At 66.1% G+C, this 13934-nt stretch carries 14 protein-coding genes and 2 pseudogenes; 6 read left to right on the top strand and 10 right to left on the bottom strand.

All coding sequences use genetic code 11. The annotated features are described in order from the left end of the window. Together AS156_RS11010 and AS156_RS11005 are read left to right on the top strand one after the other, a co-directional pair. Window positions 1-1403: ISNCY family transposase (locus tag AS156_RS11010; RefSeq protein WP_082747396.1), on the top strand; the 1403-nt coding region annotated here is incomplete at its 5' end. Window positions 1404-1573: 170 nt separating this feature from the next. Then, on the top strand, window positions 1574-2443 hold the full coding sequence (locus AS156_RS11005; RefSeq protein ID WP_066503635.1) for an SDR family oxidoreductase: 870 nt from the start codon (window positions 1574-1576) through the stop codon (window positions 2441-2443). Between the two features lie 35 nt (window positions 2444-2478). On the opposite strand, the gene ilvD is transcribed toward AS156_RS11005, so the two are convergent. From ilvD to AS156_RS10975, 6 genes are all read right to left on the bottom strand, one after another. Continuing rightward, complete coding sequence (gene ilvD / locus AS156_RS11000) at window positions 2479-4191, bottom strand: dihydroxy-acid dehydratase (protein WP_160331075.1); 1713 nt, start codon at window positions 4189-4191, stop codon at window positions 2479-2481. 53 nt (window positions 4192-4244) lie between these two features. Continuing rightward, window positions 4245-4595, bottom strand: a complete 351-nt coding sequence (locus AS156_RS10995; RefSeq protein ID WP_066503632.1) for a Lin0512 family protein — start codon at window positions 4593-4595, stop codon at window positions 4245-4247. 84 nt (window positions 4596-4679) lie between these two features. Beyond that, window positions 4680-5882: an MFS transporter gene (locus AS156_RS10990; RefSeq protein ID WP_066503631.1), complete on the bottom strand. Its 1203-nt coding sequence runs from the start codon at window positions 5880-5882 to the stop codon at window positions 4680-4682. A 597-nt stretch (window positions 5883-6479) separates the two neighbouring features. Beyond that, a complete protein-coding gene (locus AS156_RS10985) occupies window positions 6480-7178 on the bottom strand; it encodes a GNAT family N-acetyltransferase (protein WP_066503653.1) in 699 nt (232 codons plus the stop codon). 136 nt (window positions 7179-7314) lie between these two features. Continuing rightward, window positions 7315-7974 (bottom strand): O-methyltransferase, encoded by a 660-nt coding sequence (locus tag AS156_RS10980; RefSeq protein ID WP_066503630.1) that lies wholly within the window; start codon window positions 7972-7974, stop codon window positions 7315-7317. Between the two features lie 23 nt (window positions 7975-7997). Next, entirely contained in the window at window positions 7998-8615 is a 618-nt protein-coding gene (locus AS156_RS10975) for a PadR family transcriptional regulator (protein ID WP_066503629.1), read from the bottom strand. 219 nt (window positions 8616-8834) lie between these two features. Between AS156_RS10975 and AS156_RS10970 the strand changes: the two genes are divergently transcribed. Next, window positions 8835-9191 (top strand): MmcQ/YjbR family DNA-binding protein, encoded by a 357-nt coding sequence (locus AS156_RS10970; protein ID WP_066503627.1) that lies wholly within the window; start codon window positions 8835-8837, stop codon window positions 9189-9191. Between the two features lie 8 nt (window positions 9192-9199). Here AS156_RS10970 and AS156_RS10965 read toward each other — a convergent pair whose 3' ends face one another. Both AS156_RS10965 and AS156_RS10960 read right to left on the bottom strand, forming a co-directional pair. After that, entirely contained in the window at window positions 9200-9772 is a 573-nt protein-coding gene (locus tag AS156_RS10965; protein ID WP_066503625.1) for a histidine phosphatase family protein, read from the bottom strand. 176 nt (window positions 9773-9948) lie between these two features. Continuing rightward, window positions 9949-10401 (bottom strand): SRPBCC family protein, encoded by a 453-nt coding sequence (locus AS156_RS10960; protein ID WP_066503652.1) that lies wholly within the window; start codon window positions 10399-10401, stop codon window positions 9949-9951. Window positions 10402-10477: 76 nt separating this feature from the next. On the opposite strand from AS156_RS10960, the pseudogene AS156_RS10955 reads away from it, so the two are divergent. After that, window positions 10478-11419: pseudogene (locus AS156_RS10955) on the top strand (adenylate/guanylate cyclase domain-containing protein); the annotation flags it as partial. A gap of 1 nt (window position 11420) precedes the next feature. Then, a pseudogene (locus tag AS156_RS44210) lies at window positions 11421-11564 on the top strand (adenylate/guanylate cyclase domain-containing protein); the annotation flags it as partial. Window positions 11565-11569: 5 nt separating this feature from the next. Here AS156_RS44210 and AS156_RS10950 read toward each other — a convergent pair. Both AS156_RS10950 and AS156_RS10945 read right to left on the bottom strand, forming a co-directional pair. Beyond that, a complete protein-coding gene (locus AS156_RS10950; RefSeq protein WP_066503623.1) occupies window positions 11570-11812 on the bottom strand; it encodes a hypothetical protein in 243 nt (80 codons plus the stop codon). A 20-nt stretch (window positions 11813-11832) separates the two neighbouring features. After that, window positions 11833-12609 carry a DUF899 domain-containing protein gene (locus tag AS156_RS10945; RefSeq protein ID WP_066503651.1) on the bottom strand — a complete coding sequence of 259 codons (777 nt, stop codon included), beginning with the start codon at window positions 12607-12609 and terminating at the stop codon, window positions 11833-11835. A 94-nt stretch (window positions 12610-12703) separates the two neighbouring features. Here AS156_RS10945 and AS156_RS10940 point away from each other — a divergent pair, with 94 nt between their 5' ends. Next, a complete protein-coding gene (locus AS156_RS10940) occupies window positions 12704-13924 on the top strand; it encodes a DNA-binding protein (protein WP_066503621.1) in 1221 nt (406 codons plus the stop codon). Window positions 13925-13934 lie beyond the last annotated feature (10 nt).

Genomic DNA, 13934 nt, shown 5'->3' with positions numbered 1-13934 from the left:
GGCGGGCACAGCTGAGGTTTGGGGATCACTGGGTCGCTGAGGAAGTGGCCGGCCTGCGTGAGGACTGGATGGACCACGCGGACCGGATCCTGGATGACGATGCCATTGTCACGGCGGTGTACGAAGCGCTCGGCCAGCGACATCCCAAGAGCCGCAGCCGCGGGCGGCGTGGTGCGCCGGCGGAGATGGTGCTGCGACTGCTCGTTCTCAAGCACGTTCGCAACTGGAGCTACGAGGTGCTCGAGCGCGAAGTACGCGCCAATCTCGTCTACCGCGACTTCGCTCGGATCGGCGGTGGCAAGATGCCAGATGCCAAGACCATCGGCCGGTGGGGCCTGGCGGTGGGCCCAAAGGTGATCAAGCAGGTCCACGGACGGATGGTGAAGATCGCGCAGGATCAAGGAGTTGTGGAAGGCCGGCGGATGCGCGTGGATACCACGGTGGTGGAGACCAATGTCCACTATCCGACCGACTCGAGCCTGCTGGGCGACGGCGTGCGCGTGCTCATCCGCACCATGAAGGAGGTCACCAAGATCGCTGGAGAGACCGGTACCAAGTTGCGCGATCGCAGTCGCAGCGTGAAGCTGCGGGTGCTCGACATTGCGCGGGCCGCACGCTCCAGGGTGAAGCAGAGCTCCGAGAAGCTCAAGGGTGCCTACGGGCGGTTGCTCAATTCGGCCAGCCGCGTGGTCGGACAGGCAAAGCAGTTCTCGGCGCAGATCGCCGCGGGAGTGAAGCAGGCCCCCAATGCGATGGGGCAATTGAAGCTCGATCGCTTGCGCCATCAGATCGACGAGATGGTGCCGCGAGTAAACCAGGTCATGAAACAGACCAGGGCCCGGATCTATCGCGGCGATACGCGCTCGGAAGGTAAGCTTTTGAGCGTGTTCGAGCCTTCGACGGAGGTCATCCGCAAAGGCAAGGCGGGCAAGCCCAACGAGTTCGGCAAAATGGTGAAGTTGCAGGAGGCCGAGAACCAGATCGTGATCGACTTCGAGGTCTATGACAAGCGGCCCAACGATTCCGACCTGCTCATTCCCGCGCTCGAACTCCACCAGGCGGCGATCGGACGCGTGCCGCACTTGGTTGCTGCCGACGCGGCCTTCTATTCCGGTAAGAACGAGGCCGCTGCCAAAGCCAAGGGTGTCAAGCGTGTGTGCATTCCCAACCGCTCCACCAAGAGCGCTGAGCGCCGACGCGAACAGAAGAAGCGCTGGTTCCGCAACGGTCAGAAATGGCGTACCGGATGTGAGGGCCGCATCAGCGTGTCGAAGCGGCGACACGGGCTCAGCCGCTGTCGCTACAAGGGCGAAGATGGAATGAAGCGTTGGGTCGGACTCGGCGTGATCTCCGATAATCTCATCAACATCGGCCGCGCCATCAATGAGAAATCGTCAAACTAGAAACGCGCCGAAGATCACCAACGCTTTACCAACACCCCGCCGCTATCGCCGGCGGGGTGTCGTCTTTTCAGCACGCATTCCAAATCACTTCAATTCGAGAACGGCGAATTTTGCGCCGGAAAGTAGCTAATGTACGGACCTCGATACAAGCCGCAAGGGCCGGACCGACCATGAACGATCAACCGCAGCCGGAGAAGCTCGGCCTCTCCGACGACGAACTGGCGATCCATCCGACCGTGTTCGCAACAAATGCGCAGGCCGGTCAAGTGGTGATCGTCTCGGGCGGAGCTGGCGGCATCGGCCGCGCGATCGCCTGGCTGTTTGCGCGGCTCGGCGCTGACGTCGTCGTGGTCGGGCGCGATGGAAATAAGCTCGATGCGCTCGTCGACAATCTCGGGCGCCGTGGCCTCAAGGCATCCGCGCATGTCGCCGACATCAAGGACCCCGACGCCGTCAACGCGATGTTCGATGCGATCTGGGCTACGCATGGCCGCGTCGACATCCTGGTCAACAGCGCCGGCGGTCAGTTTCCGCAAGCCGCGATCGACTTCTCCGTCAAGGGTTGGAACGCGGTCATCAATACCAATCTCAACGGCACCTGGTACATGATGCAATCGGCGGCGCGACGCTGGCGCGACCGCAAACATCCCGGCAGCATCGTCAACATCGTCGTGGTCACCACGCACGGCCTCTACGGCATCGCGCACACGATTGCCGCGCGGTCCGGCGTGATCGGGCTGTCGCGCGCACTTGCGGTCGAATGGGCGCCGTTGAATGTCCGCATCAACTGCATTGCGCCCGGCGCGATCGAGACCGAAGGCTGGAACGTCTACAGCGAGCAGGCGCGCGCCGCCTATCCGCGCTCCAACCCGATGATGCGCCCGGGCTCGCCTTGGGACATCGCGGAGGCGAGCGTCTATCTCGCCGGTCCCTCCGGAAAGTTCATCACCGGCGAGATACTGACCGTCGACGGCGGCGGCCAGCATTGGGGCGAGACCTGGACCACCGGCAAACCGGACTATTTCAGGGACGGCGACTAGCGCCCGCCCTGCCCGATCCTCGTGGCGTCGATCCGTCAGAGCACACATCCATAATGGGCTGACGACACCAGCCGGGTGTACTTGTCGTGCACCGATCCGGGCCGCGCCGAACGCTCCGGCGCGCGCCATTCGGCCATGCGCCTTGCGATCTCGTCCGCGGATAGTTCGACATTGAGCGTCCGCGCGGCAGGGTCGATCACGATGACATCGCCATCGCGCACCGCGGCGATCGGGCCACCGCGCGCCGCTTCGGGCGAGATGTGGCCGATCAGGATGCCGTGCGAGACGCCGGAGAAGCGGCCGTCGGTGATCAGCGCAACATCCTCGCCGAGGCCCCGGCCCTGAAGCTGGATCGTCAGCATGACCATTTCCGGCATGCCGGGACCGCCGACCGGACCGACATTGCGAACCACGATCACGGTGCCGCGCTCGATCGTACCGGCGCGGATCGCCGCCATCGTGTCGGCCTCGGAATCGAACACCCGCGCCGTGCCGCGGAAGACGCCCTTCTCCAGCGTCTTGCCCGACAGCTTCAACAGGCAGCTCTCCGGCGCGATATTGCCCTTGAGCACGCTGATATGCCGGTTGGGCGGCGCGACCGGGTTCGACACGGGCGAGACGATCTCCTGGCGCGCGATCTGCTCGAGCGTCGGCACCGCCGCGAGATTCTCCGCCAGCGTCTTGCCGGTCACCGTCATGACGTCGCCATGCAGCAGGCCGTTGCGAAGCAATTCATTCATCACGATGGGCACGCCGCCGATCGCGTGCAGGCTGCCCATCGCGAACGGACCATGCGGCTGCAAATTGGCGAGCAGCGGAATCCGTTCACCCACCGCCTGGATCCGCTCGATCGTCACAGGCACCTGCGCTTCGCGCGCCACCGCGAGCAGGTGCAGGTACATATTGGTCGAGCCGCCCATCGCATAGACGGTCGCGATCGCATTCTCGAAGGCGCGCTCGGTCATGATGTCACGCGGGCGGATGCCCGCCGCCATCAGCCGGTACAGTGCATCGACCGAAGCGCGCGCTTGGGCGCGGACGTCGGCGTGGATATCCTTGCCGGCGCCGTAATCGGCCGGATGCGAGGCGCCGTGCGGCAGCATCATGCCGATGGCCTCGGCGATCGTGCTCATGGTGTTGGCGGTGAACATCGCGCCGCAGGTGCCGCTGCCCGGCATCACATTGCGTTCGAGCTCGAGCATTTCCTCCGCCGAGATCCGGCCGGCCTCATGTGCCGCGCGTCCCTCGGCATAATCCATGATCGTGAGGTTCTCGCCCTTTGCGGCCCAGGTGCCGAACGACACCCGGCCCGGCGAACTCGTGCCGGGATACAGCACGAGGCCGAACGCGTTGGTCCGCGCCAGCGGCATCAGCGCCGCCGCGCCGGTCTTGTCGCAGCCGGAGATCACGATCATCGCATCGCCGTGATGGGCGTAGTGGCCGATCTCGAAGCAATCGGCGACGACATCGCGCGACGTAAGGCTGTAGCCCGCGGTCGGCGATCCCTGGGTCAGCGCGTCCGACACCGCCGGCGCGCCGACGATCAGCCCCTGGCCGCCGCGCTCCGCAAGCAGTTCGACGAGCAAGTCCGTGATCGTCCGCACCCGGTTGTTGCAGCGATGCGCATTGGTGTAGGCGCTGGCGATCGTGACGACGGCGGTGGACGCGATCGCACGGTCGGGCTCGAAGCCTGCCGCCCGCAACTCGACGCGGGCCCGCTTCCAATACTCGCTGCTATCCTGTGTCACGATGGTTTCCCCCCTTCTTCGTTTCGGCTTGTCCGCGAACCAGATTGGAGTGCCTAGCCGGTCTTGCCGTCGTCGAAGCTCACGATCACGGCGGCGTTGGCGATCAGGATCGGATCATTGCCCTGATCTGACGGGATCTCGAGCCCGCCCGCGATCGCCTTCACCGTCTTGGTGCCGTAGGGCAGTTCCTTGGCAACCGCCGCGGTGTCGACGTCCTGCGGATTTGGCACGGCGATCGTGACGTCGACGAACATGTCGTTTGCGGTCTTGCCGAGCATGCGGAAGAAACCGAGGCTGGAGTGGCGGATCGCATCCGAGACCGCGCGCTTCGCGGCCTTGGTGGCGTCGCGGCCATGGACGTCGACGCCCATGCCCATTTCGGTGATACAGCGCACACGTGTCATGACGATTTCCTGTTGTCGTTGGGGCAAGAGACATCCCCTCCTTCGACTGCCGCATCCGCGACGTCAAGCCGGCAGCTCCTCATATCAGCCCGTCGTCTGCCGGGCCGCAGCCAGCCGCCATGCAGCGACACCGGCGAAGATTGCGGCGGCAAGCACCATGATGCCGGCGGCACTCCAGCCCCATGCCGACACCGTCATACCGACGGCGATCGGTCCGACCACCTGACCGAGATTGCTGCCCATCATCAGCAACCCCATCATGACGGGCACCGTGGCCGGCGATGATGCGGCGGCGGGCGCTGACGACAGCAGGGTCGCGGGGATCAGGCCACCGCTGACGGCGAATACGAGGCAGAGCCAGAATGCGCCCCAGCCACCGAGGACAGGCATGAAGATCCCGAGTGCCGACACGCCCATGACGAGCGCAGCCGCTCCGATCAGCGCGTCGCGGCCGACGCCGCGCGCAAGCAGACGGCCGGCAGCGAGATTGCCGATGACGTTTGCCAGCGCAGCCACGGCGCTGAGCACGCCGACACCGCGACCCGACAGGTCGAGATGCTGGGTCAGCAGGATGGGCAGGAAGCTGAACACGGCAAAGAACATCAGGCTGTAGAGCGCAAAGCACGCCGTCAGCAGCGCGGGCGTCGATCGCCGCACCAGCGCGACGGCTTGCGCGAACAGGCCGGTTCGCGCCTGACCGGACTTCGGCGCGGCGTCCGGCACCATGACGTAAACCAGCGCGAGCAACAGGATCACGATCGCCGCACTCGTCCACCACATCGCGCGCCAGCTTGGGAAATAGGGGCCGGCGAGCATCGCGGTCGCGATGCCGAACGGCATGTAGCAACTCCACAGCGCCATCGTCATTGCGCGCGCGCGGGGCTCCACCAGGCGTCCAAGCAAGGCCGGCGCTGCCACGGCCACCAGCAAGACGCCGAGGCCTTCCAGCAGACGCGACCCCAGCAGCACCCAGAGCGACGGCGCCAGCGCTCCCGAAGCGGAGCCGAGCGCGATTGCGCCGAGCCCCAACAGCAGCATCCGGCGCTCGCCGGTGGCCGCGATGACAAGGCCTGCCGGAATGCTGCCGACAAGCCCCAGCACCGCGAAGATACCCGCGATGGTCCCGATCGCAGCGAGGTCGATGCCGAGATCGGTCCGCAGCATGGTCGCGGCAATCGGCACCTTGCCGACCTGGAGCGCGGCGGCGACGCCGCAGCCGACAACGACAGCCACGGTCGTCCATCGGTTGGCCTCGCCCTGCTCCGCCGCGGCCGTTTCGACTGTCATGTGTTTTCCCCGTTCCTGCGCCGGTCGCGGATCGAGGAGAGCATTTCCCGGCCATCGACAGCAGTGTCATGTTTGCATCCAACGCCGCGTATTGAAAGGCGGAACTGGTAGCGAGGCTGAAACGAAGCGAACGGATCAGGCCCAAGCCTCTCCAACTGTCGTCCCTGCGGACGCAGGGACCCATACGCCGCAGCGGATGTTGTGAACAGGACTCGTCGTTCCAGCGTGGCTCAACAATCATCATTGGTGGTTATGGGTCCCTGCGTTCGCAGGGACGACAGCGAGCGTGTTGAACTGCCGGAGAGTCGTCCATTCGGAGAGTCATACATTCGCATTCTCGCGACACGATCTGTCCGAGCTTTGCATTTCGTTTCGCCACTCTCTCGAACAGAGGCGCAGGGAAAGCCGGGTGCCGATCGCACCCATGGGTCCCGCGCAACAAAAAAACGCGGGAGGTAGGACCACAGGTGTAACCGGAGGCTCCGGCTTTCCCTGCGCGATGGTTTACGGCTTATACGTGCTCGCCCCGGTGAGGCTGGGCTTGCTTGTCACCGTCTTCGCAAAGACGCTTACGCGCGATCCGCCTACATTCCCGCCTCACCCCTGCTTCTGCAGCACCGTGACGTGCAGACGGCGGCGGATCTCCATGCCCTGGCGCCGGTAGAGCGCGATCGCCGAAATGTTGTTGGTGAAGACATGCAGGAAGGGAATCTCGCCCCGCGCCACGATCTGGCGCGAGACCGCCGACAGCAGCACCTGGGCATAGCCGCGGCCGCGATGCGCGGGATGCACGCAGACGGCGGTCATCTCGGTGTAGTTGCCCGGCTTCATCCGTTCACCGGTCATCGCAACCAGTTCGCCATCGACGCGGATGCCGAGAAAGGTGCCGAGCTCATGCGTCCGCGTGCTGAACGGTCCGGGCTTTGTCAGTTCGATCAGCGCCGTCATCGCGGGAACATCGGCCGCGCCGAGCGTGACGATGTCGACACCGGGCAAAGAACACGCCGCGGGCGTCCCGACCATCTGCTCGCCGGTCTCGGCCAGCAGCACCTTGAAGGCCGGCGGTGCAGTCACCGGATCCGGCGTGAACAGCACCGCGATCTCTGGTCCCGACAGCAACGCACCGAGCGCCGCAAAGCTGCTCTCCGACATGTCGACCATGTCGGCAAAGGGCGCGATCGCGACTGGAAAGCGCCGCGCGTCTGTGCCGCCTTCCGCCAACGCCTGTTGCCGCGTCGTCAGCGCATGCCAGATCGGGCGATCCAGCGGATGGGTCGATGGGTCTGAGATGGACATGCGGCGCTTCACTCCCGGTTGGACCGGAGCAGAGCAGCAAGCGTCCACAAAATCCAGCCGAGCGTGCCGTCGGCGCGATTCACAATCGCGCCAGCAACCGGGTCGGACGGTTCGCTCTGCCGAACCGGCGCGGCCTTCACGCCACCTTCAGGCACAGCTCCGTGCCGCCCTTGAGCGGCAGCGTGATGGACACGAAACCGTTCCGGGGATCGCGCACGAACGCCAGGAAATCGGGCTCGGCATTGTCGTTCATGACATAGCCGCCGACCTGAAGCTGCGGAGCGACGATCTCGATCACCTGCCGCGCCAGCGTCGGACCGTTTCCGTCCGGCCAGCCATCGATCAGGATGAAATCCACGGGACCGCCGAGATCGCGCAGCGTCTTGCGCGCATCGCCTTCGCGGATCTCGGCATAGTCCGCGAGGCCTGCATCGGCGAGATTGCGCTTTGCGGTCGCAACCTTCGCAGGCACGATCTCCGATCCGATCACCTTGCCGCCGCCATTGTCGCGCATGGCAGCCGCGAAATACAACGTCGACATGCCGACCGAGGTTGCGAACTCGACGACGCGCGTGGCGCGCAGGCCACGGCACAACAGATAGATCAACTCGCCTTGGTCAGGGTTGATCGAGAACCCCTGCTCGGCATAGTCGTGCGGATCACGGCTGCCGCTGCGCATCGGACTGCCGCGTGGGCCGCCCCCCGCAGGCGGCCGCCGGGGCGGCGCCTGCAGGCGATCGATGACGGCATTGATACGCGGATCCTGGATCGGACCGTGCGGACGATCGGTCGACATGTCATGCCCCCTTCCAGACTGCGTCACTGCTGCAGGATCTCCGCCGCGGCGCGCTCCAGGATCTTCGCGATCCGCCGTGCCTCGGTGACATCGGCGCCGTGCTTGAGGCGCAACGCGCGCTTCAGCGCCCGGCGCGCGCGGTGCAATTCGTCGGAGGCATCGCCGTCAATATCGCTGACGCCGGCGAAGGCCTCGCGCACCTCCTCCATGCGACTGCCGATCCGCGACAGCGCCGCGAGGATCGCGTCCGCGGTGGCGCGGTTCTCGGCGAGATGCGCCTTGCCCTGCTCGGTGATGCTGTAGAGCTTGCGTGCCGCGTCCTGGGTAAGGCTGGCATGGCCAATCTCTTCCAAAAAAGTCAGCGCCGGATAGATCACGCCCGGGCTCGGACTGTAGAAACCATCCGAACGTTCCTCGATCGACTTGATCAGCTCGTAGCCATGCGCGGGCCGCTCGCAGAGCAGCGCCAGAATGACAAGTTGCAGGTCCTGCGACGAGAGCCGTCGCGAACCCGGAAAGTCGCGGTCGCCGCCGCGCCCGAAAAAGCCGTGCCCACCGCGGCCAAAGCGATGCCGCCCGCCGTGCCGGCCCATGGCGAAAATTCCAAACCGGAAGCCGTCGTCGTCTCGGTAACGGTACATAGATGCTCCTCTGTGCTTTATTCCGTAAAACATATCTTACGATATGTTTTGAGATGCGAAATCCGCAAGGCACGTCTTCGTGAAGAGCCTCGGCAGCCCCCGGAGCGCTGGCGACAGTGGCCGGGTGAGCCGGTCCTATTGCTCTCCGGCGTCAGAGACTTGTCGGCATTGGCGCGCCCGGACTAATGCTGGGCGATTCCTCACAACCTCTGGCCACGCATGCGCCTCAAGACGTTCGAAGCTCACTGCCTGCGCCTCCCCGCTGCTACCAAGGTGGTGCAATGGGAAGGCACGTCGGTCTTCAAGGTCGGCGGAAAAATGTTCGCGCTGGGCGGCGGCTTCGTCGAACGGCTCGGCGGTGGCTTCATGTTCAAGGTGTCGAACATGGCCTACCAGCTCATGATCGAGCAGGAGCTCGCACGGCCGGCGCCCTATCTGGCGCGCGCCAAATGGGTGCAGCTTGTCGGCAACGACGCCCTGCCCGACGCCGAACTGAAGGCCTATCTCAACCAGGCGCATGCGCTCGTCGCGGGGAAGCTGACGCGAAAGTCGCGCAAGGCGCTCGGGCTCGAGTAACGCTCGCCTCAGCCATCCAGCGGCTTGTCGGAATCGCCAGACAGCAGTTTTGGAAACAGTTCCTTGAACGCGAACTTGTCGTCGCCCTTGGCACGGTCGAAGCGCAGCACGACATCGAAACGGCTGCCGTCCCATTTGGTCGGCGGCTTGCCCTTGCTGACGGGAATCCGTGGAATGATGTCGGAGATGATCGCCTTGTGCTCCCAGCACACCAGCGCGACGCCTTTCAACGCCAGCACGGCGTTCACCAGGGCCTTCTCGTCGCCCTTGCCGAAGCCCTCGTTCGGCGTGATGGCGAGACGCGCGGCGAGCGCCGAGATCGTCTCGGCAGGCCGGCGGCTCGGCCCTTGATTGGGATCGGTGTCGCTGCCGGGCGTGGCGGCGAAAATCGCATCCGGCTTGGCATAGTCGCCCGCGGTGAGAGCGGTGCCAAACAAGGCTGTCCACGCGCCGACGCGCTGCCAGCCGCGGATCACGAGCGACTCGGTGTCGGACACGCCATTGGCCATGAAACCTGGGCCCGGCCAGGCGTCGCCGGGCTTCTCGGCGTGACGGATGATGAAAAGTGTGAGTGCGTCCATATCGACCTCGCGGGAAAAATCCTGGTGCTTGGAAATATCGCAGACGGCGTCGATCCTATTGGAGCGCGCACAAGGTCACACAATCACAACAACGTGTATATCGCTATATCTACCTAAAGGTGTTGTCGGTCCGCTGCAGCGAGTCCGGCTGCGGCGGCGTCCTCCCATGAGCGCTCCTAGCGCGCCGGTCCGTGGTCGGGACCGGGATCCTGACCGGCGGCCACCAGCGTGAGCCGCCCCAGATAGTGCGCCCATCCCTTCTCGTGGCTGGCGCACTGCTCGGCGTTCGGGAGTCCGCTATGGGTCATGCGCAACAGCGTGCCGCTGTCCTTGTCGATCAGGTCGATCTCGATCAGGCTTGATCCCGGCGGCACTTCCTCGCGCCCCTCCCAGCCGAAGCTGTAGGCGAGACGATGCACCGGCACGACCTCACGAAACGCACCGCGAGCCGCACGTGCGTGATCGCCGCCGACGCCCTTGAGGAAATAGAGTCCGCCCGGATGCAGCTCGGTCGATGCCTCGAGCCCCATCCAGCTCACGATCTTCTGCGGGTCGGTCAGGAACGCGAACACCGAGGCAGGTGGAGCCGCGATCTGGATTTCTCGCCTGATGACGAAGGGTTCACTCATGATCGGTCCTCCCATGGCCGCCGAGTTTAGGGGATAACGCGTGACAAGGGTACGGTGCCAACCTCATGATGCGCCGATGCAGTTGTCTTCGACGTTGAGTTGGCTGGTCGACATCGCGGCCGAGAGCGCCGGCGCCGACCGGTTGCTCGCGGAACTCGGTGCACATCTCGTTGCGGATGGCCTGCCGCTTGCCGGCGGCGCGCTCACACTCGAGGTTCCACACCCGCTGATCGCCAGGCGCACCTGGCTGTGGCGCGCTGATAGCGGCGACGTGATCGAGGCGCTCGGCTTCGCACCACAGCAAGCCTTTGCCATGTTCGATACGGCGGCGGCCGGGGATGCCGGACGCCGCTGGCTCAGCGGGCTCACGCCGGGTCCGATCCACGAAGACACGATCGGGCCGCGACCGGATGGACCGACGCTCGGCTGGATCGGGACTCGCCCCCTCACGGCCGACGACGCGGATCAGCTGCGTCTTGCCGCGCGCTTCACGGCGGCACCGCTTGCCGCACTTGCCGCGCGCGTCACGCTGACGGCGGCGCTGGAGGCCTATCTCGGCCGGCGCAGCGCGGCGCGCGTGCTGGCAGCACCCTTGCGCCGCAACACCGGCGAGACGATCAAGGCAGCGCTGTTGTTTGCCGACCTGCGCGGCTTCACCGCGCTGTCCGAAAGCCATCCGCCGGCCGAGGTGATCGCCGCACTCGACGCCTGGTTCGATCGCATCGCCGGCGCCATCCACGCCTTTGGCGGCGAGGTGCTGAAATTCATCGGCGACGGCCTGCTCGCGATCTTTCCGGTGACGACGAGCCCGCGCAGTGCGTGCGAGGCGGCGTTGCGCGCGATCTCGGCCGCCCGCCTCGGCATGGCGCATCTCGATGCCGAGCGGCGCGGCCGCGGCCTGCCGCCTTTGCCGTTCGGCGCGGCGCTGCATCTCGGCGAGATGCTCTGGGGCAATATCGGCGCGGCTGACCGGCTCGACTTCACGGCGATCGGGTCTGCGGTCAACCTGGTCAGCCGGNGGGTTGTGCAAGCCGCTGGAGAAAACCGTGCTGGTCTCGGGCGCGCTGGCCGCGGAGACCGACATGCCGATGGTCGCGCTCGGCACGCATGAGCTGCGCGGCATCGTACAGCCATGCGCGGTCTTCGCGCTGCCGGAGGAGTGAGCCGGTCATCGGACCAGCCGCAGCCACGGCGCCAGATGGAACGCGCTCATCAGCGCATACATCGGCACCATGCCCTGAAGCGACAACGGTCCCTGCATGGCCGCGCAGAGCATGTCGGCCGGCGCGGCCGCGGCGATCAGCGCCATGATCGCGAAGGTCGGCGCCGCCGCCAGCGACAGAATGCGCGCCACGGCCTCACCGTGTCCGCGCGGCCGCGCGCCGACGATTGATGTGATCTTATCGCTCATCGCCCGCCTCCCTGAACGGATCAGACCGCGTCGTATTCGTCATGACGACGCCACCAGGCGCCGCCGGTCTCGTTGCGACCTTTGGGTGCGCGGTCGAGCCAGGGATACATGCCCCAGATACCGTCGAGACCGCGTCCGTAGGCTGAATAGGTGTGATAGATCGCGCCGTCCTCGCGGACGAAAGCGCTCATACCGGGCCGCTCACGAAGAAAGGTTGCCCGGTCGGTCCCGCACATCGCGGAATGCGACCGGGACCGCGGGGCCTCGCCGCCGAGCGGCTCATCGCGCCGCACGAAAGGCGGTTCACGGCGGTAATTGTAGTCGATGCCCGTGCCCTGCTGATCTTCGGTGAAACAGACATTGAAGTCGGCGTTGAAGTCGCTCGGCGACGACGACGCCCATGGAAACGTCCAGCCCATCCGCTGTTTGTAGGCCTGCAGCTTGGGGAGCGGCGCCCGCGACACCGCCGACAGCATCACGTCGTGGTGGGCGAGATGGACCGCAAATCCGTTGAAACCGTCGGCGATCATCGAGCAGGACGGACAGCCGGCGGCGTAATCGGGGCCGAACATGAAATGATAGATGAGGAGCTGCGAACGGCCCCGGAACAGATCCGCCAGCGATGCGCTGCCGTTGTCGGTATCGAACCGGTAGTCCTTGTCGATCCGGACCCATGGCAGGGCCTGCCGCTGTCGGGCCAACGCATCACTGCGCCGCGTCAGGTCCTTTTCTGCCTGCAGCAGGTCCAACCGAGCTGCAAGCCATTGCTCGCGCGTTCCAATTTGGTGACTGGTCATCGCATAGGTCTCCTTGGACATGATGTTCCGCGGCCATATGCTAGGTTAAGCCCAGGCCTCGGAGGGCGAGAGTGACAAGTGTGTCGGGATTCGGATGGACTCGCTGATAATTGCCGCGGCGCGCGCACTCGCGGCGGGTGACCTTCTCGGCGCATTGAAACGGGTGGCCCTGCGCGACGACGCGCCGGCGCTGGCATTGCGCGGCATTACGATGGCCCGGCTCGGCGATTTCGCCCGCGCCAAGGACCTGTTGCGGCGAGCCGGGCGCGCGTTCGGTCCGCGCGAGGCGGTTGCGCGGGCGCGTTGCGTGGTTGCCGAGGCTGAGATCGCGCTGGTGTCACGCGACCTCTCTTTTCCCGCAAAGGCGCTTGCCGCGGCGCGCGCGGCGCTCGACGCGCATGGCGATGCCTTGAACGCTGCCCATGCGGGCTGTCTGGAAATCCGCCGCCTGCTGCTAATCGGGCATCTTGACGAGGCCGAGCGCATGCTCGCCAAGCTCGACCCGACACCGTTCCCGCCCGCGCTCCGGGTCGGCCACGAACTGGTCGTGGCCGGCATCGCGATGCGTCGGCTGCGGACCAAGCCGGCACGCGAAGCGCTCGCACGCGCCGGCGTCGCGGCACGCCGCGCCGGGATCGCGGCACTCGCCGCCGAGGTCGACATCACGGCGCGTCTGCTCACCACGCCCGCGGCCCGCCTGATCGCGCGCGGCAGCGAGCGACCGCTGCTGCTCGACGACGTCGAGGCCTTGATGGGATCGAAGGCTCTGGTCGTCGACGCCTGCCGCTACGTCGTCCGCAACTCCAGCACCACGATCTCGCTGACCCGCCGGCCGGTGCTGTTCTCCCTCGCGCGCGCACTCGGCGAAGCATGGCCGCAGGATGTGTCGCGGGGCACGCTGATCGCGCGCGCGTTTCGCGGCAAGCATGCCGATGAATCGCATCGCGCCCGACTGCGGGTCGAGATCGGGCGGCTGCGCCGCGCGCTGCGGCCGCTCGCCGACCTGCGCGCGACGCCCGAAGGATTTGTGCTGGCGCCGCGCGGCCGGCGCGAGGTCGTGGTGCTGGCGCAACCGGTCGAGGAGGAGCATGCCGCGGTGCTCGCCTTCCTCTCCGACGGCGAGGCGTGGTCGAGCTCGGCGCTGTCGCTTGCGCTCGGCGCGAGCCAGCGCACCGTGCAGCGCGCGCTCGACACGCTGGCCGCTACCGGCAAGGTGCAATCGGTCGGCCGCGCCCGCGCGCGACGCTGGATGACGCCGCCGATCCCGGGATTCACGACCACCTTGTTACTCCCTGCCCCGCTGCCGAGCGGCTAGCATCAGGCCA

Origin of the sequence: Bradyrhizobium macuxiense (assembly GCF_001542415.1) — a bacterium.
Lineage (GTDB): Bacteria > Pseudomonadota > Alphaproteobacteria > Rhizobiales > Xanthobacteraceae > Bradyrhizobium > Bradyrhizobium macuxiense.
This window is presented reverse-complemented; position numbering and strand designations above follow the sequence as displayed.